Consider the following 17,170-nt stretch of genomic DNA (forward strand, 5'->3'; position numbering starts at 1 on the left):
TTTATCCTCTGCAAGATGAATGCTGGCATGGGGCCGGCAGCTTGTCGAGCCGATCTGCAGCAGGCAACGGGAGCAAGGCGCGATGAAGATTGTGATGAACATGGTGCGCAAACCCTTCAAGAAGGGCGAGGTGATTTTCGAAACCAACGAGAAAAGTGATGAACTGTTTCTCATCAACAGCGGCAAGGTCGAAATTCGGTCGCGTGAAGGATTTCTGCTGGCGACGCTCGGCGAAGGCGAATTGTTTGGTGAGATGGCCTCGATCATGGGCGAACGGGAACGCACGGCACGGGCGGTCTCGGCCAGCACGTCCGTCATTGATGTTATTGATGCCTCTACCATGCAGCGCAAGCTTGGCGAAGCCGACCCTGTGTTGCGCGCGCTGATCCGCAATCTGACAAACAGGCTTGCTGATGCCAATCAGAAGAATGAGGACCAGTGGCAGCAACTCAATATCTACCGCAGTCTTGCGCCCGACGAGATCCAGAGGCCCTGACCGACGTCACACATCGGACATTTCCAGGTGAAAAAAACGTGTGGTGAATGGGGTAAATCCGACATGCCATTCCTATATAATGGGTCATGACTGGCCACCGTGCTGGTCCAGCGGGGGTTTGCCCCGGTCCGCCGACAGATGGCACCGATAGATAGAAGGACGGTTTTCATGGCCAATGATATGACGCTTGAGCAACTTTTTACCGAGGCGCGTTCGTTCAAATTCTTTTCTGACAAGCCGGTCAGCGAGGATCAGCTTCGTGCGCTCTACGAGGTCGCGAAATTCGCTCCGTCAGCATCGAATTCCTGCCCGATGCGAATCACCTTCGTAACCACGCCCGAGAGCAGGGAAAAACTGCTTCAGGCATCGATGCCGGGCAATGTCGACAAGATCAAATCGGCTCCGGTAACAGCCATTATTGCCTATGACATGGCCTTTTTCGAGAACTACCCGCGCTTGGCACCGCATATGGAAAACCCGCCAAAGGAGGCCTCGCTTCCCGAACCGGCGCTGGAAAAGGTGGCGCTTCGCAACAGCTCGCTTCAGGCCGGGTTTCTGATGACGGTGGCGCGGGGCATGGGGCTTGATTGCGGGCCAATGTCCGGGTTCAAGAATGCTGTTGTCGACGAGCTGTTCTATGCTGGCACGACATGGCGCTCCAACTTCCTGCTGAATCTCGGCTATGGCGATGGGGAAAAGCTTCATGGCCGTGCGGCCAGGCTGGAATTCGACGAAGCCTGCCGGATCGTCTGAGGCTTGTAACCAGAGATTGATTGCTAGAAGGCCAGCTCCTCCGCCGATATGGCAATGCCAAGCGAGGATGCTTTCGAGACAAGATCGCTGACCACATCGGCTGGCAGCGCAAGGCCCGTTGCGCGCGCCGAAGCCTGGTGACGGTGTTCCGGTTCACCGGGATACATGATTTCGGCAATGCCATCCTGCGGGGCACTTTCCTTCCAGCTGGCAATCCGTGCGCCATACCAGAATGTGCGCATCACGCCATGTGAGGAATGCCCCCACAGATCAGCCTGAACAAGTGTGTCTGCAAGATGGGTGGCGGTGTCTGTCGGCACCCCCATCGCGATATAGCTCTCGCTTACAAGGTGACACAGCCGGTGGGGGTCGGTTTGATACATATCTACCGTCTTGGAGGTGAGAGAAACGACTAACGGAATGAACATAGTCGATTATATCGGTCCGTTCAGGCTGAAAATGGCTGGCGTCGCTGCTGTGAATGGCTAATCTGTGGCGTAGATGTATCAGCGCACCAACAAGGGGGTTCAAGGTGGGACATATCTCTTTTGAGGATCTGAAATCAGAAACGGCAGCCGGCACGATCGATACGGTGCTTGCCTGCATTGTCGATATGCAGGGGCGGCTTGCCGGCAAACGGTTTCACGCTGAGCATTTTGTCGAAAGCGCCTGGGAAGAGACGCATTGCTGTGACTATCTGCTGGCAACCGATCTCGAGATGGCGACGCCGGATGGCTATGAGGCCACATCCTGGGAATCCGGCTATGGCGACTACATCATGAAGCCCGACCTTTCGACCCTTCGCCGTGTCCCCTGGCTTGAGGGCACGGCGCTGGTGCTTTGCGATGTTCTGGATCACCACACCCATCAGGAGGTGCCGCATTCGCCGCGCGCACTTCTCAAGAAACAGGTGGCGCGCGCCGCGGCTATGGGCTTCGAGGCGATGACAGCCACCGAACTGGAATTCTTTATCTTCGAGAAGAGCTTTGATGAAATCCGCAAGTCCGGCTTTGCCGATCTGGCCCCGATCAGCGGCTATAACGAGGATTACCATATCCTGCAGACAACCAAGGAAGAGCATGTGATGCGCCCGCTCCGCAACCATCTGCGGGCGGCTGGCATTCCGGTTGAGAATTCCAAGGGTGAAGCCGAGACAGGCCAGGAAGAGCTGAACATCAAATATGCCGAGGCCATGCTGACCGCCGATTATCACACCATCGCCAAACACGCCGCCAAGGAAATCGGCTGGCAGCAGGGGCGCGCCGTGTCGTTTCTGCCAAAATGGCATCATGACAAGGTTGGGTCGTCATCGCATATCCACCAGTCACTGTGGAAGGATGGCGCGCCAGCCTTCTATGACGCCGGCGCCCCGCTCGGAATGTCGGGTCTGATGCGGAACTATCTTGCCGGATTGTTGAAATATGCCGGTGAAACAACCTATTTCCTGGCCCCCTACATCAACAGCTACAAGCGGTTTGCCAAGGGAACCTTTGCGCCGACACGGATCATCTGGTCGGTCGACAACCGCACCGCCGGTTTCCGTGTCTGCGGTGACGGAACGCCGGGTGTGCGGGTTGAATGCCGGATCGGCGGGTCCGATCTTAACCCCTATCTGGCGATGGCGGCGCAGCTTGCCGCCGGTCTGTCCGGCATTGAGGAAGGTCTTGAACTGCCACCCGCGACCACAGGCGATGTCTATAAGGGACGTTCGGCCATGCTGCCGGCAACGCTTCGCGATGCGCGCGCCGCGATGATGCGTTCGAAAATGATGCGCGAGGCCTTTGGCGAGGGTGTCATGCGGCACTATGCACGCGCCGCCGCCTGGGAAATTGAAGAGTTCGACCGTGTTGTCACGGATTACGAGGTGGCACGCGGGTTCGAGCGTGCCTGACCGGAAGGGAAGCTGAATAATGACTGAAATACGCTGTATTTCCCCGATCGACGGATCGGTGGTGGCGACCCGCAAGGCATTGGATCGTCCCACGGCAATGGCGACCATCAACGCTGCGCGTGCCGCACAGCCTGGCTGGGCGGCGCGTCCACTTGACGAACGTATCGCGCTGGTGATGGCGGGGGTCGCGGCGCTTGGCGCGGCGAATGACGAGATTGTTCCCGAACTTGCCCATATGATGGGGCGTCCGGTTCGCTATGGGGGTGAGTTTGGCGGGGTTGAGGAACGGGCCGGCCATATGGCCTCGATTGCCGCGGCGTCGCTGGCTGACATCAAGGTTGGTGAAGACGCCCAGTTCAGGCGGTTCATCAGGCGTCTGCCACATGGCGTGGTGTTTGTCGTTGCACCCTGGAACTATCCCTATCTGACAGCCATCAACACCATCGCGCCGGCGCTGATTGCCGGCAATGCGGTGGTGCTGAAACACGCCACCCAGACGCTTCTTGCCGGCGAGCGTCTTGCGACCGCGTTCCACGCAGCCGGTGTGCCTGAATCGTTGTTTGTGAATCTCTGCCTTGACCATGACACCACTGCCGGGCTGATCGGGGACGGGCTGTTCGATTTCATCAACTTCACCGGCTCTGTTGGCGGTGGCCGCGCGATGGAACATGCGGCGGCAGGAACCTTTACCGGTGTCGGTACCGAGCTTGGCGGCAAGGATCCAGGCTATGTGATGGAAGATGCCGATCTTGAGGCAGCGGTGGCGACGCTTGTCGATGCGGCGATGTTCAATTCGGGGCAGTGCTGCTGTGGCATTGAACGGATCTATGTCCATCACAGCCTGTATGATGAATTTGTCGATCGCGCCGTGGCAACGGTGAATGGCTACCAGCTTGGCAATCCTCTCGACCATGACACGACGATGGGACCGATGGCGCATGTCCGCTTTGCCGCCCATGTGCGCCGCCAGATCGACGATGCGGTTGCCGCCGGTGCGGTGGCGCATATCGCCCGCATGGCCGGGGATGATGACGGTGCCTATCTGACGCCGCAGGTGCTGACAAATGTCACCCATGACATGGAGGTGATGCGCGAGGAAAGCTTTGGCCCTGTCGTCGGGATCATGAAGGTGCGCGATGATGATGAAGCCGTCGCGATGATGAATGACAGCCATTACGGCCTGACAGCAAGCCTGTGGACAGGCGATGTGGACCGGGCCGAGGCTGTTGGCAACCGTGTCGAGACGGGCACCGTATTTCTGAACCGTGCCGATTATCTCGATCCGGGTCTGTGCTGGACCGGGGTCAAGGATACGGGCCGTGGTGGCGGTCTGTCAGTCATCGGTTTTCATAATCTGACCCGTCCGAAATCCTATCACCTGAAGAAAGTTACATGATGAACCTTACCGGAAACTGGTCCTATCCGACGGCGATCCGCTTTGGCGCCGGTCGGATCTCAGAACTTGCCGAGGCCTGTGCGCAGGTTGGCATCAGCCGCCCATTGCTGGTCACCGACCGTGGCCTTGCCGGCTTGCCGATTACCGCGCGGGCGATGGACTGTCTGGCGGCGGCCGGGCTTCAGCACGCGCTGTTTGCCGATGTCGACCCGAACCCGAATGAAGTGAATCTCGAAGCTGGGATCGCGGCCTACAGGGCCGGCGGACATGATGGTGTGATTGCCTTTGGCGGTGGTTCGGGCCTCGATCTTGGCAAGATGGTTGCCTTCATGGCGGGACAGTCGCGCCCGGTCTGGGACTTTGAGGATATCGGCGACTGGTGGACCCGCGCCGATGCCGACGCCATCGCGCCGATCATCGCTGTGCCGACAACTGCCGGCACCGGGTCTGAAGTCGGTCGGGCCAGTGTCATCACCAATTCACAGACCCATGTGAAGAAGATCATCTTTCACCCGAAAGTGCTGCCAAGCGTCGTGATTGCCGACCCAGAGCTGACTGTCGGGATGCCGGATTTCATCACCGCCGGCACCGGCCTTGATGCTTTTGCGCATTGTGTCGAGGCCTTCAGCAGTCCGCATTATCACCCGATGTCACAGGGCATCGCGCTCGAAGGCATGCGGTTGGTGATCGAGAATCTGCCCCGTGCCTATGACAGGCCTGACGATATAGAGGCCCGCGCCCATATGATGAGCGCGGCGGCAATGGGGGCCACCGCCTTTCAAAAGGGGCTTGGTGCCATCCATGCCATGAGCCACCCCGTTGGTGCCGTCTTCAATACGCATCACGGCACCACAAATGCTGTATGCATGCCTGCGGTGCTGGCGATGAACGCGCCTCAGATCAGGGACAGATTTGATCGCGCGGCACCCTATCTTGGCATCGATGGCGGCTTTGACGGATTCTGTGCGTTCGTACAGACCTTCAATGACAGGTTCAGGATTCCCCGCCGGCTTGGTGAAATGGGCGTAACCGTTGACCGGATGGATGATCTGGTGGCGATGGCGCTTGAGGACCCGTCATGTGGCGGTAACCCGGTGCCGTTGACAGCGGATAATCTACGCGCGCTGTTCGAAGCCTGTATCTGACCCAGCCTGTCCAAGCCTGCCATATCAGGTGAAACTGTCTGGCAGGCTTGCTGTCGGCCCACCATCAAGCCGCCAGACAAAACCGCTTGTCCCGAAACCGGGGTAAAGCGTTGTCACCAGCGGGTCATGTCCTGGAATCACCATCTCGTTGCGGCTGGCAAGTGACTGGATACGGTCATAGCCATGCAGCATCTCTTCAACATCGACAACGATTGGAAACGGCGCCCTGGTGATGAAATTCTCATAGAAATGCGTGGCGTCGGAGGCCAGACACATCCATCCGCTGGCGGTTTTCACCCGGACAACCTGCAGCCCCTTGGAATGGCCGCCAACACAATGCACGGTAACGCCATCAGCCACAGCATCATCCCGTTCCTTGAACCTGACCCGCCCCGAAAAAACAGCCGTCACCGCGTCGCAGATATGCGCCCCTGTAAAGGGTTTTCGCAATATGTCCTCACACATGCAGGGGCCGGTGGCATAGGCCATTTCTGCTGGCTGGAGGTGGAATGTTGCGCGAGGAAATGATCCCAGCGTGCCAGCATGATCGTAGTGAAGATGCGTGATGACGACATCATTAACATCATCGGATGTCAGGCCAAGCGCCTCGATGGCCTTGACCGGGTGGCACAGGATCGGTCTGCCGCGCCGCGCTGCCTCTTCGGTGTCATAGCCGGTATCGACAAGGATGGTACGGTTGCCTGATCGCAGCACCCAGACAAAGTAATCCATCGGGTGAGGCTGCTGGTGCAGCGGGTCGAACATGAAGCTCTCGAATCTGGTTCGATTGTTGCGGTCGGCATATTTGACGGCATAGACTTCCCACAATGTTTCCGACATGGCGTATCTCCCCAGCTTCTGATCAAACCTGCTTGGCCAAGGCTATTGAAGCGCAAAGCCGCCGCCAAGAAAAGCACCCAGCATGCGGTATCCTCCCATTCTGGTTTCGAGATCGATTCGAGCCTTTCCCTCTGGCCTGCTTGCCAATATAGCTGGGGCATGGGATGGGGGGCATGGATGGGCAGGATTGCACATTGGCGTGCGCTGGTACCGGAAGGCGGGGATAGGCGATGATAGGCAGGCTGTCGGCATTGTGGCCATTCTCCATCGAAGCTGGGGTGATCCGTGCCTATACGGCCGCGCTGGGTCGGCATGGTGCCAGCCCGCAGGGCGTGTTCTGGAACTCGGCGAAAAGTCAGAATGCGAGATTTGCTGCGCTTCTTGCGGCCATAGGACAGCACAGATCCCGGATAGGTGGCGATTCACTCCCGGCACCAGTGATCGCGGATATCGGATGTGGCTATGGGGCGCTTCTTGACTATATGTCCTTGCGCAATACCTTTGCCGACTGGGGGTATGTCGGCTGTGACATCAACCCGGCAATGATTAGGGCCTGCCATCAGCGGTTTCCGGACAGGCGGGCCAGCTTTCGCCTCGGCAGCCTGCCGTCCAGGCCTGTCGATTATGCGCTGTTCTCTGGCACCTTCAACCTGTGCATGATTGACGATGCGGTGCGGTGGCAGCGCTATATCCTCGACCAGCTGGAAATCTGCCACCCTCATTGCCGACATGGCATGGTTCTGAATCTGCTTGGCCGCCGCAGGATGGCCATTAGCAACCATATCTTCTATGCCGATAGACAGGCAATTCTTCTGCAGCTTCGCCAGCGTTTTGGCGATGTGCATGTCGTCGATACACCAGGGCTGAAACACGACATGACCCTGATCATCTCGAGCTGAAGACAGGTGGGCTGGGTTAATATTTGCCAGGGGTTGCATATTGGGGTGCTGGCTTTGTCGGCTGTCTTGTCAAACTGTCACTAAGGGGTATGGTAACTCAGCGCCCTTGGCCATGGTGGCAGGCCTTTGATTGGAACGGCGTGCCGTGTTTGAAGGAGTGGTCCGTGCCGAGAATGCCAATGAAACCGGGTTTGAATTCGGGATTTGGCAGGGCATCCCTGGTTCCAGGCCTGTTACACAAAGCCATGGTTCTCCATGAACGGGGCGATCTGCAACAAGCAGGTCGTATTTATCAGCAGATCCTCCAACTGTCGCCTAAACATTTTGACGCCATGCATCTGCTGGCGGTGGTCAATGCACAGTTTGGCCAGCATACGAAGGCCCGAGCGCTCTTCGTCAAGGCGCTGGCGCTGCAGCCAGGACATGCCGAGGCGCATTTCAACAAGGGAACCATGGAGTGGGCTGCTGGCAAGCTTGCGACCGCAGTGGCTGACTTTGACCTTGCTATAAGGTCGGTTCCCGATCATGCGGGTGCGCTGAACAATCGTTCACTGGTGTTACAGGGTATGCAGCGGTTCGATGAGGCTCTCTTGGATAATAACCGGTTGATAGAGCTTGTGCCCAATGATCCAACGTTCCGGAACAACCGCGGTACATTGCTTCATGATATGATGAGGCTTGATGAGGCTTTGGCCTGTTTCAATGAGGCAATTAGCTTAAGGCCTGATTATGTCGAGGCGCTGAATAACCGCGGCAATGTGCTGAAGGATATGCACAGAATTGATGAGGCACTGTCTGATTATGACAGGGCCATCACCGCGGATGCCGATTTCGCTGGCGCCCCTTTCAACAAGAGCATCGCGCTGCTGCTGCGGGGTGATTTTGAGACTGGCTGGGCACTATGGGAATGGCGGTGGCGACAAACCAAGTTGAGTTCGCCAAAGCGTAATTTTAAACAGCCTCTATGGGGCGGTGACAGCGACATTGCCGGCAAGACAATCCTGCTTCACAGCGAACAGGGGCTTGGTGACACCGTTCAGTTCATCCGATATGTGCCGATGGTGGCCGACCTCGGCGCCAGGGTCGTGGTTGAGGCGCCAGAATCCTTGCATCCGCTGCTTACCGCAATGAAGGGTATAGACCATCTCATTGGCAAGCATGACACCCTGCCCACATTTGACCTTCATTGCCCGTTAATGAGCCTGCCTCTAGCCTTCAAGACAACGCTTGAAACCATCCCCGCATCGACATCTTACCTAGCGGTATCTCCTGACCGCATCGAAGACTGGTCACAGCGGCTTGGCACCTCTTCCAGACCGCGTGTGGCGGTGGCATGGCGCGGCAACCCCAATAATTCGAATGACCATAATCGCAGCGCACGTCTCGATGATATCGCGCATCATCTGTCGCCTGAATTTGACTGGATCTGTCTGCATCATGATCTCGACAAGTCAGAAAGACAGCTTGCCCGCTCATTGCCGCATCTCAGAGTTCCGCTTGCCAAAAGCACCAACCTCGAAGACGCGGCAGCCATATGCGCCCTGTCGGATCTGGTTGTTTCGGTTGATACCAGTTTTGCACATATCGCCGGGGCTCTTGGAAAGACAAGCCTTGTGATGCTGTCATTCACGCCGGATTGGAGGTGGATGCTGGACCGAGCTGATTCGCCCTGGTATCCGGCCATGACCTTGTTCCGGCAGGATAAAACACGTGACTGGGGCCAGGTGATGGAGGATGTCGCCGAGGCGCTGCGGAAAGTGACCCGATAACGCACTTTCTACCCCTGGCCGACAATGCAAAGGATTTTGATGCCGCCAGACCGCGTGGCAAGCGTGTCGCAGATTGCTGGGACCAAGATATCCTGTTTCCAAGGCCGCGACATCAACACCATATGGGCGCAGGCCGTGATCGTTTGTCTGCTCCGAAAATGTGCCTTGGGCATTTGCTCGTAAATCAGCTCTGGTTTTTCTTATGAGGCGTTTCAGAACCAAGCAGAGACATAATGGTAGATGACATAGATGATGATGCAGGCGGCCACCAGAATGACGAGAAGTGTCTGTAAGAAGTCATTCACAAGCGCCTTGATGAGTTGTTTGGTTCTAAGCGAACCCATTGCCAGATAGCAGATGACAAAAGATGCAGGGAACGTCATCCAGAAGAGTGTTGAGACAATCCAGAACTGAATGAAACCCATCTCCCTAAAAGGGTTTTCATCTTCACCTTTTGCTATCCGGTTTTCAGTATTCAAAGGGCGTCTCTAGTGTATTTATAGATTGCTGGTTCTGTGCGCGCCCGTCCTTTCTGGCGCAGGAAAACGATGGATATTGACACGCCATGTGGACATCTTCTGGTGACGGTCAAGACCTCATATTCTTATCATTATTGGGGCGAAGCGGCACAAGAATTTATTGGACAAAATATTACGGCATTCGCCATAACCCTAGATGGAATAGCGATCCAAATTTCTTCCTAGCCGTTGTTGATGTCTTTTGTAGAGCATGGCCGATCCTTCAGATGAATTCGAAAGAGCGAAAGCCTTTTTTCTAGAAGGGCTTGGTGAAGCACAGCTTGAAAATTGGGCGTTAGCAGAGGCCGCTTTTCGACAATCCCTGAATATTATGCCCGAACGGGAATCAGCTGTATCCAACCTTCTTGCATCTCTTGTTATGCAGGAAAAATTTCAGGACGCATGGGAAATATCAGGCCTTGCCATCAGGCTGGGGCAGGCAAATCCGGTCACGAACATAAATGTTGGGATCCTTCACCATAAAGCAAGGAATCTCGACCAGGCACTTGCCTTATTTGATAAGGCCATCAGCTTGGATGCGCACAATGCTGAAGCCCATCTGAATAGAGGTAAGGTCCTTTTGGACCTCAATGAAGTTTCTCTGGCAACACATGCATTCGACCACGCGCTGCAATCAAAGCCAGGTTTTAAAGACGCGGAATTTTGTAAATCTCTAGCATTGTTGGTGGCCGGGGATTTTGAAAATGGTTGGCGCTTGTACGAAAGTAGGTGGAGCACGAATGAACTGAAACAAAAACTGAAATTTAGTCAGTCTCTTTGGCTAGGAAAGGAAAGTTTAAAGGGAAAAACGATACTTCTGCATTGGGAACAAGGATTTGGCGACACAATTCAGTTCAGTAGATTTTCCAATGAGGTGAAGACGCTTGGTGGTAACGTTATCCTTAAAGTACAGACGGCCCTATTTGAACTCTCAAAAAGTCTTGAAGGCGTTGATGTTTTGGTGGCGGATGGATCGCCACTTCCCCCTTTTGATTATCATTGCCCATTAATGAGTTTGCCGCTCGCTTTGGGCACAACGCTGAAGACGGTTCCCCGCGTCACGCCCTATCTGCAAGCTGACCAGACTAAGGTTGCCGATTGGTCTAATAGGCTGGGGCCGCAACACAACATGCGGATTGGCATTGTCTGGAGTGGTAACCCATCGCACCCCAATGATCATGATCGAAGCATACCTCTTGGTCAATTTTTGGCAGCAATCCCTGAAGACTGCGAAATAATTGTCCTTCAAAAAGACATACGCGAGAAAGATGCATCAATTCTGGAAACAAAGGGTAACCTCCGGCATTTTGCAGATGCACTAAAGGATTTTTCAGATACGGCAGCATTATGCACTTTGGTAGATGAAGTGGTTACTGTCGACACCAGCGTTGCTCACTTGGCTGGTGCATTGGGTGTTCCTGTAAATGTGCTTTTACCTCGAAAGCCTGATTTCAGATGGTTGCTAGGAAGAAATGATAGCTTGTGGTACCCCACGATGAGCCTTCACAGGCAGGAGTCATCTGGATTGTGGACGAAGGCGTTCAAAGAAATTAAGTCCAAACTAATGGCTAATCAGCTCTGACCGCCCGGTCACTGGAACTGCGGCCAACTGAAAAAGAGCCTTCTATTTTCTGGCAAGAATTTTGATGGCTTCTTCGCGAACTTCTTCACCAGCCTGTAGCATTGCCTGCTGTCTAGCCACATTTGGGAATGCATTGAATACCGTGCCGAAGGAGTCTCGCTGCCGAATTTTGTGCCACCACGCATCAAGACGCGGCAGACTACCCCACATCCATGCAAATCCAAGCTCGTTCAATCTGGACACAAAGGGGGTCAGGGCGGCATCCGCAAGGCCATAACTGGCCCCTGAAAGATAGGGTGTTTCCTGCAACGCCACCTCGACGTCGCCAAGCATGCGATCAAGCGTGCGCACCCCTTCGGTTACCTCGCCGGAATGAATGCCATCTTCCACTACAGACCGGCGCTGGGCTCGCCGTCGGGGATCGGGGATCGCGGCATAGTAGGCATCAAGTTCAGCCTGTGATTGGCGCAATACCTCCTTGCGCCGGAAAATGCCGTAGGTTACCGCGCCAAGGGCGGGAAGATAGGCATCATCTGTTTTTTTGAGCCAAGCTGCACAGCGTGCACGTTCAAGGGCATGATTTGTTCGCAGCGCCGGGCCTTCAAAGGCCTCATCGACATAAACCATTATAATCGAGGATTCGATAATCACATGGCCATCGTGAACCAAGGTTGGCACCACGGCATTCGGATTTAGTTTCAAATAATGTGGTGTAACCAATTCACCTGCATCACGGTCGAGAACCCGATGCACAAATTCAACGCCCTTTTCGGCTAGCGTCAATCGTGCCTTATATCCGCAAGTGGCTGTTGGGAAATAATAGAGCTCAAGCATCAGGATCACCGCATCCAAAAGGTTTCAAAGCGCCATCCCGTGACTGAACCCATCTATATCAACAGATTAAAAAAGCGCCCTTAAAGGCCAACTTGCAAAATCCTACCTAAACTCTGGGTTGCAGTCCACGGATAGAGCTTTGAGGTTAATGTTTCGTGCATTCCAATCAGCGGATCTTGAGCCACCTCGGATCAGAACTATTAGGGATGACTGCTAAATCTTCATGGATTTGATCAGAAGGGTAAGACCTTGCTTTGGCATTGCTTGTGCCTCGGACCGGAGACGGAGGATGGATGGGGGGAAGAAGGGTGATTATTTGCCAACTCAGCAAATTTTTGGTCTTGAGTTTGGCCACCCTAAACTTAGCTTGGTTCAGCCTTGCTATTGATGTGGTATTTAGAAAATCTAGTAGCCTGGATTAAGACGAGTTCCTTGCAAACATTGCAAACAATCAGTTACGGTCTTGGTCTAATTTAGTGATGTCAGGTAGCTATGCTTTCCTCCTCTTCTGATGGTTACACAAAGCATTTTGTGGCCGTCGCAATAACCTGCCTGTTGGCATTGGCAGTGCTGGCGTGGAACCTGGTTACCCTCTACGGTCACGACTATGCCTATTTTTTGCCCCGGCTACTTGATAATCACCTTTTCTATCTTGCTAACGGCTTAGGTCTTAAGGAATACACAGCCTCTTTCTGCGCCGGTATTTTCGAGTTTGCCAATCCACAATCTGTTGCGTTGTCTCTGCCACAATTGCTGTCAAGCCTGTTTGGCCCCGTGGCCGGCGTTAAATTGACTTTTGTTCTTTCGTCAGCCGCGGCTGGCCTGGGAATCTACGGGTGTGCAAGATTTGCCGGCCTACCCCATATGTCGGCAGCGATCAGCGGAATATTGATGACCTTCAGTGGGTTCCTGCTGACGCGGATGATAGTCGGGCATTTGACCTTCTTCAATGTGGGGTTTGCGTCGGTTGTTTCTATGCTGATGCTGTTCGCGGTCAGGAACTTTGCCAAGGGGCGGTTGGCACAGGCAATTTCCCTTGGTGGCATGGCAAGTCTGCTGGCAACTTCCATCGTCTATGGCGGTGCGGGCGTCATGATATTGCAGATTGCAGCCATGATCCTGCTGTTACTCGTTGTCTGTGGTGGCTTTGCTGAGCGCTGCCACCATTGGCTTCTCGTCTTTGGCGGAGTGTCGGTTGCCGCGCTGCTAATGTCTGCGCCCAAACTAGAAGCAATGCTGGCGGTCACTGGTAACTTGCCACGCGATCTATACCCGCTTCCGGGTGTCGCGCTTACCGATCTTCCACTGCTGGTCCTGCAAACTGTTCTGTGGGTTCCTGGCACAGTTCTTCTCAACGATATTTTGCAGAACGCGAAATTCACGCTTGGCTGGCATGAATGGAACTATTCGGTGTCACCTTTATGGCTGCTGGTGGTCGGTGGTGGCATTTTCATGGGGCATCGCGCCGAGGGCGGCTATGTTAATTTGGCGTGGGCTTGGCTTCGCGGATCTCCAATGCGGGCCGCAGCAACTGGCCTCATCCTGCTCTTGCCCATTATCTTGAATGTGTACACACCATCATGGAATGCAGTGTTAAAGGCGGCGCCTTTGCTGGGTGATTCAAGCAACATGCTTCGCTGGTTTCTCGTCTATCTTCCCGCACTTTGTCTGGTAGCAGGATGGACTTGGCGACATGTCAGCAAGGTTCATCTCGTCCCGCTTTTGACTCTATCGATCGCTCTTGCCGGACAGCAATATTTTATCCACAACACCCATTTGGCCCATGAAACCAAGGGGTATGACCGTGCATTTGTTGTCGATTCTTGGCAAAGCGGCAGAAACAAAGAGATCTTTGCTGTAGGGGCCCCGATCAAGACAAACAAAGACGGTACGCGGCAGGCAGTTGTCTCCTCGGATTTTGACCATATGTTTGTTGACGGGTTGTCGAATGCCTTTTGTTATGAGCCGATGTTTGGCTACCGCCTCGAAAATCTTGACCGCCGATATCTTCGCGTCGGCGCCATCAACATACCCGACCAGAACGGGTTCCTGCCGATGAAGAACCCGTCCTGCTATGTATATCCTGACGAAAACACCTGTCGTCCCGGAGCACATTTCAATGCCAAACAGTTCAATGATCTTCAGTTGCTGACTGTCTATGGTAATTTGTCGGCAAAGACTTCTGCGCTTCGCAGTGTGCTGAATTTGGTTGCTGGTGCAGCGTTCGCAATCACAATTGCCACTATGATTGGCGGGATATGGTGGACGCGCCGCCGACGGCCGTTAGATGATGCCGTTGACAAGGCGTCCTGAGGCTCATTTTAACTGTCTGAAACTCCAGAAGTTATGAAGCAGAAATGACAGAACCGGTATGGTGGCGACCACCGCCACAATTCCAATTCGGTAATCAAGGCCCTGTGCATCGGCAACTGCGGCGATCGCCGCGGATAATCCACCGCAGGCGCCTGTGACACTGAGAAACCGAATAAAGGAACGGACTTCCAGTTTTGCCCCAAAGGTAATGCGCGCATTGACCATGAACGAAACGGTGGCGGCAATGATAAAAGCAATACCGTTTGCTGTGGAAGGCGCGGCCATAGACGATTCAACGAGCGTAGCTGCGACCACCACATGAATGGCGGTCACGCCAACGCCAATGAGGCCAAACTTGACGAAGCGTGACAGAAAAGACACGGCTTCTACTGCCTAGCCATCAGATTTACGGGCCAGCATAACAACACTGAGACCAGCAAGCTTGTTTAGTTTCATCAGCGCCGTTTCGGCCCGACATATCCGATAGGCAATCTGGTTCACCAGTTTGCCATGAACACGCATATTGCTTTGTGGAGATCCACCTGGAGCTATCCGCTCTTTCAGCCTCATTGCCGCTGCGAACGGGAACGCCGCGCCGAAGAAATAATGTGATTGTATAATCTTGAAGCCAGCGCCGCTTACAAGTTCGGTCAGGCTATCAAGTGTGTAGCGTCGGAAATGTTCTAGAAAGACGTCATGACCACTCCATAAGAATTGAAATGCGGGAACAGTCACGAACAGATGTGTTCCAGGGTGCGCAATACCTGCATAGTAATTAAGGAAGCCTGTATCATCCTCAATATGTTCTAGGACATCCATCATCACCATCAGGTCGCAATCGGTGCTCTGGACAGATTTGGTAAAGCGAAGCGTCTTGTTCCCAATCTGCTCTGCAGTGTCGGACGCGTAGCCAGGATCCACACAGGTGACCCTAAGGGAAGTGGTTTGCGACAGTATCTGCCGGGCAAAAAACCCTGATCCAGAGCCGATATCCATTACGCTGTCCAGTTTCAATCCTGACAGGTGCGAAAGCATCATTTCAGATTTGGAACGATAATACCAATGGTTCGCCGCATCATCTCCAGCAAGTTCAAGTTCCTTCAGATCCATTGCTGATGAGCCTTCAATAGTCCTCGCCAGAATGAATTTTGCGGATGATGTAAACCGGACGACGTTTCGACTCGAAGTAACTACGCCCAAGATACTCGCCAAGCACACCGATGCCAATCAATTGCATCCCGCCAAGGAACAGCAACACGACCATCAGTGATGCGTAACCCGGCACATCAATGCCGTAGACGAGAACCCGCACAACTATGAATGTCGCAAACACTAACGACATTAATGACACCACAAGTCCAAGAATATGCCATAGTCGAAGGGGGGCAAGGCTGAAACTGGTAAAGCCTTGAATGGCAAAATCCAGAAGCTGACCAAAATTGAATTTTGACTGCCCTGCAGAACGCGTCTCACGCACATAACTTACAGAAGTAGTGCGGAATCCAACCCAGGCGAACAAACCCTTCATGAACCGCTGGTTCTCTGGCAGTCGTCGCAGGGCGGCTACCACGACTTTGTCCATCAATCGAAAGTCACCGCAATTTGTTGGGATGCCAGGCGAGCTAAACCGGTTGTGGATCCAGTAGAAAAGCCGGGCGCTCTGGCTCTTGGCTAGAGAATCATTCGATCTATCAGATCTCTGTGCAAGAACCACTTCCCAGCCATCTTCCCATTTGGCAATCATGTCTACGATAACATGTGGCGGATCCTGAAGATCGACATCAATGGGAATGACCGCATCACCCCCTGCATGATCAATGCCAGCCGACAAGGCTGCTTCCTTGCCAAAGTTGCGGCTTAGCTCGATGATTTGCACTGGCATGCCAGAGGCGGCAAATTCACGAAGCCTCGGCAATGTATTATCAGTGCTACCATCGTCGACGAAGATATATTCGAAACGATAGTCGCGAATATCGCTAAGGTGACCGGCCACCTCCGCTATAAAGCCAGCCACGGTGTCTTCTTCATTCAGAACCGGAATGATCAAGCTTATCGTCTTGGGTTTTTCGTTCACCCGCTACACCAAAAAAACTCGAAGGATACAGATAACCCAACTCGCGATACAAACATCACAAATCCGTCATAAATGCAATGTGATTTAACAATGAAACGTCAAATTATCGATGGCATTTATGTTATTTCATCCCTGAATTTAGCATGCAAAAACAGTATGTTAATATCGTAAATTTAGGGTACGATTGATACTGACAAAAGACAATGAGACCACCGGTGTCGTGTGACGGTTCGGGCCTGATTGGCCACGGCAGCGGTGCGGGGTACGGACGCGCTGGAGGAGTGCCTGTCAGCGTCCCGCCAAAAACTGTCCCAGTATCGCTCCAGCCTGTCGGACAGGGCGGCAGCAGATCTGACAGCTTTTGATTCTGACTTTGTGCGAAGGGAGACCTCGATCTTCCGCTTGGGAAAGCGATGACGAAGATCAGAAGGAACAGCACGAGAGAAGTAGTACGTGCCGTTGCGATTGTAAAAGTATACCGGAGACCTTACCCACACCATGCAAACACAAGCTCCTGTTCCAGAACGTTAATCGTTTGGAAACAGTCACTTGAACCACGGCCCACGGACCTTGAAGCTTTGGAAATGGCGCGCTCGGGAAGCGGCTTATCCTGTGTGCTTGCCTGCAACTCTGCGGATTCTGAATCCCGCGAACCTGTTT

Annotated in this window: 17 protein-coding genes and 1 pseudogene; 10 read left to right on the forward strand and 8 right to left on the reverse strand. The window is 53.9% G+C overall.

Going from position 1 to position 17,170, the window contains the following annotated elements:
* Window positions 1–19 precede the first annotated feature (19 nt).
* Together AB3X55_12560 and AB3X55_12565 are read left to right on the forward strand one after the other, a co-directional pair.
* The gene (locus AB3X55_12560; GenBank protein MEX0504422.1) at window positions 20–496 is read left to right on the forward strand and encodes a cyclic nucleotide-binding domain-containing protein; all 477 of its coding nucleotides are present in this window, start codon (window positions 20–22) and stop codon (window positions 494–496) included.
* A gap of 168 nt (window positions 497–664) precedes the next feature.
* Window positions 665–1,249: a malonic semialdehyde reductase gene (locus AB3X55_12565; protein MEX0504423.1), complete on the forward strand. Its 585-nt coding sequence runs from the start codon at window positions 665–667 to the stop codon at window positions 1,247–1,249.
* 206 nt (window positions 1,250–1,455) lie between these two features.
* Here the strand turns inward: AB3X55_12565 and AB3X55_12570 are convergent.
* A pseudogene (locus AB3X55_12570) lies at window positions 1,456–1,575 on the reverse strand (Ldh family oxidoreductase).
* 155 nt (window positions 1,576–1,730) lie between these two features.
* Here AB3X55_12570 and AB3X55_12575 point away from each other — a divergent pair.
* Genes AB3X55_12575 through AB3X55_12585 form a run of 3 tightly spaced genes read left to right on the forward strand, consistent with a single transcriptional unit; the run spans window position 1,731 to window position 5,681 of the window.
* On the forward strand, window positions 1,731–3,140 hold the full coding sequence (locus tag AB3X55_12575; protein ID MEX0504424.1) for a glutamine synthetase family protein: 1,410 nt from the start codon (window positions 1,731–1,733) through the stop codon (window positions 3,138–3,140).
* Between the two features lie 16 nt (window positions 3,141–3,156).
* Window positions 3,157–4,536, forward strand: coding sequence for an aldehyde dehydrogenase family protein (locus AB3X55_12580; protein MEX0504425.1), 1,380 nt, complete (start codon window positions 3,157–3,159; stop codon window positions 4,534–4,536).
* The gene (locus AB3X55_12585; GenBank protein ID MEX0504426.1) at window positions 4,536–5,681 is read left to right on the forward strand and encodes an iron-containing alcohol dehydrogenase; all 1,146 of its coding nucleotides are present in this window, start codon (window positions 4,536–4,538) and stop codon (window positions 5,679–5,681) included. The genes AB3X55_12580 and AB3X55_12585 overlap by 1 nt, the downstream gene beginning before the upstream one ends.
* Before the next feature lie 24 nt (window positions 5,682–5,705).
* On the opposite strand, the gene AB3X55_12590 is transcribed toward AB3X55_12585, so the two are convergent.
* Window positions 5,706–6,521, reverse strand: a complete 816-nt coding sequence (locus AB3X55_12590) for an N-acyl homoserine lactonase family protein (GenBank protein ID MEX0504427.1) — start codon at window positions 6,519–6,521, stop codon at window positions 5,706–5,708.
* Window positions 6,522–6,751: 230 nt separating this feature from the next.
* Here AB3X55_12590 and AB3X55_12595 point away from each other — a divergent pair, with 230 nt between their 5' ends.
* Both AB3X55_12595 and AB3X55_12600 read left to right on the forward strand, forming a co-directional pair.
* Window positions 6,752–7,420, forward strand: a complete 669-nt coding sequence (locus AB3X55_12595) for a trans-aconitate 2-methyltransferase (GenBank protein ID MEX0504428.1) — start codon at window positions 6,752–6,754, stop codon at window positions 7,418–7,420.
* Between the two features lie 245 nt (window positions 7,421–7,665).
* Window positions 7,666–9,189, forward strand: coding sequence for a tetratricopeptide repeat protein (locus AB3X55_12600; GenBank protein MEX0504429.1), 1,524 nt, complete (start codon window positions 7,666–7,668; stop codon window positions 9,187–9,189).
* A 212-nt stretch (window positions 9,190–9,401) separates the two neighbouring features.
* Here AB3X55_12600 and AB3X55_12605 read toward each other — a convergent pair whose 3' ends face one another.
* Window positions 9,402–9,668, reverse strand: a complete 267-nt coding sequence (locus tag AB3X55_12605; protein ID MEX0504430.1) for a PTS beta-glucoside transporter subunit IIABC — start codon at window positions 9,666–9,668, stop codon at window positions 9,402–9,404.
* A 69-nt stretch (window positions 9,669–9,737) separates the two neighbouring features.
* Between AB3X55_12605 and AB3X55_12610 the strand changes: the two genes are divergently transcribed.
* Both AB3X55_12610 and AB3X55_12615 read left to right on the forward strand, forming a co-directional pair.
* Window positions 9,738–9,893, forward strand: a complete 156-nt coding sequence (locus AB3X55_12610) for a hypothetical protein (GenBank protein ID MEX0504431.1) — start codon at window positions 9,738–9,740, stop codon at window positions 9,891–9,893.
* 25 nt (window positions 9,894–9,918) lie between these two features.
* On the forward strand, window positions 9,919–11,289 hold the full coding sequence (locus tag AB3X55_12615) for a tetratricopeptide repeat protein (GenBank protein ID MEX0504432.1): 1,371 nt from the start codon (window positions 9,919–9,921) through the stop codon (window positions 11,287–11,289).
* 42 nt (window positions 11,290–11,331) lie between these two features.
* Here the strand turns inward: AB3X55_12615 and AB3X55_12620 are convergent, their stop codons facing one another.
* Complete coding sequence (locus AB3X55_12620) at window positions 11,332–12,123, reverse strand: glutathione S-transferase family protein (protein ID MEX0504433.1); 792 nt, start codon at window positions 12,121–12,123, stop codon at window positions 11,332–11,334.
* A 492-nt stretch (window positions 12,124–12,615) separates the two neighbouring features.
* Here AB3X55_12620 and AB3X55_12625 point away from each other — a divergent pair, with 492 nt between their 5' ends.
* On the forward strand, window positions 12,616–14,436 hold the full coding sequence (locus tag AB3X55_12625; GenBank protein ID MEX0504434.1) for a hypothetical protein: 1,821 nt from the start codon (window positions 12,616–12,618) through the stop codon (window positions 14,434–14,436).
* A 3-nt stretch (window positions 14,437–14,439) separates the two neighbouring features.
* Here AB3X55_12625 and AB3X55_12630 read toward each other — a convergent pair whose 3' ends face one another.
* The 4 genes from AB3X55_12630 to AB3X55_12645 form a co-directional block, all read right to left on the reverse strand.
* Window positions 14,440–14,817, reverse strand: coding sequence for a GtrA family protein (locus AB3X55_12630; GenBank protein MEX0504435.1), 378 nt, complete (start codon window positions 14,815–14,817; stop codon window positions 14,440–14,442).
* A gap of 12 nt (window positions 14,818–14,829) precedes the next feature.
* Entirely contained in the window at window positions 14,830–15,546 is a 717-nt protein-coding gene (locus AB3X55_12635; GenBank protein ID MEX0504436.1) for a methyltransferase domain-containing protein, read from the reverse strand.
* A gap of 13 nt (window positions 15,547–15,559) precedes the next feature.
* Window positions 15,560–16,510, reverse strand: coding sequence for a glycosyltransferase family 2 protein (locus AB3X55_12640; protein MEX0504437.1), 951 nt, complete (start codon window positions 16,508–16,510; stop codon window positions 15,560–15,562).
* 173 nt (window positions 16,511–16,683) lie between these two features.
* Complete coding sequence (locus AB3X55_12645; GenBank protein ID MEX0504438.1) at window positions 16,684–17,010, reverse strand: DUF6538 domain-containing protein; 327 nt, start codon at window positions 17,008–17,010, stop codon at window positions 16,684–16,686.
* Between the last annotated feature and the right edge of the window lie 160 nt (window positions 17,011–17,170).

It is taken from the genome of Alphaproteobacteria bacterium LSUCC0719, assembly GCA_040839025.1.
Classification (GTDB): Bacteria; Pseudomonadota; Alphaproteobacteria; order Puniceispirillales; family Puniceispirillaceae; genus UBA8309.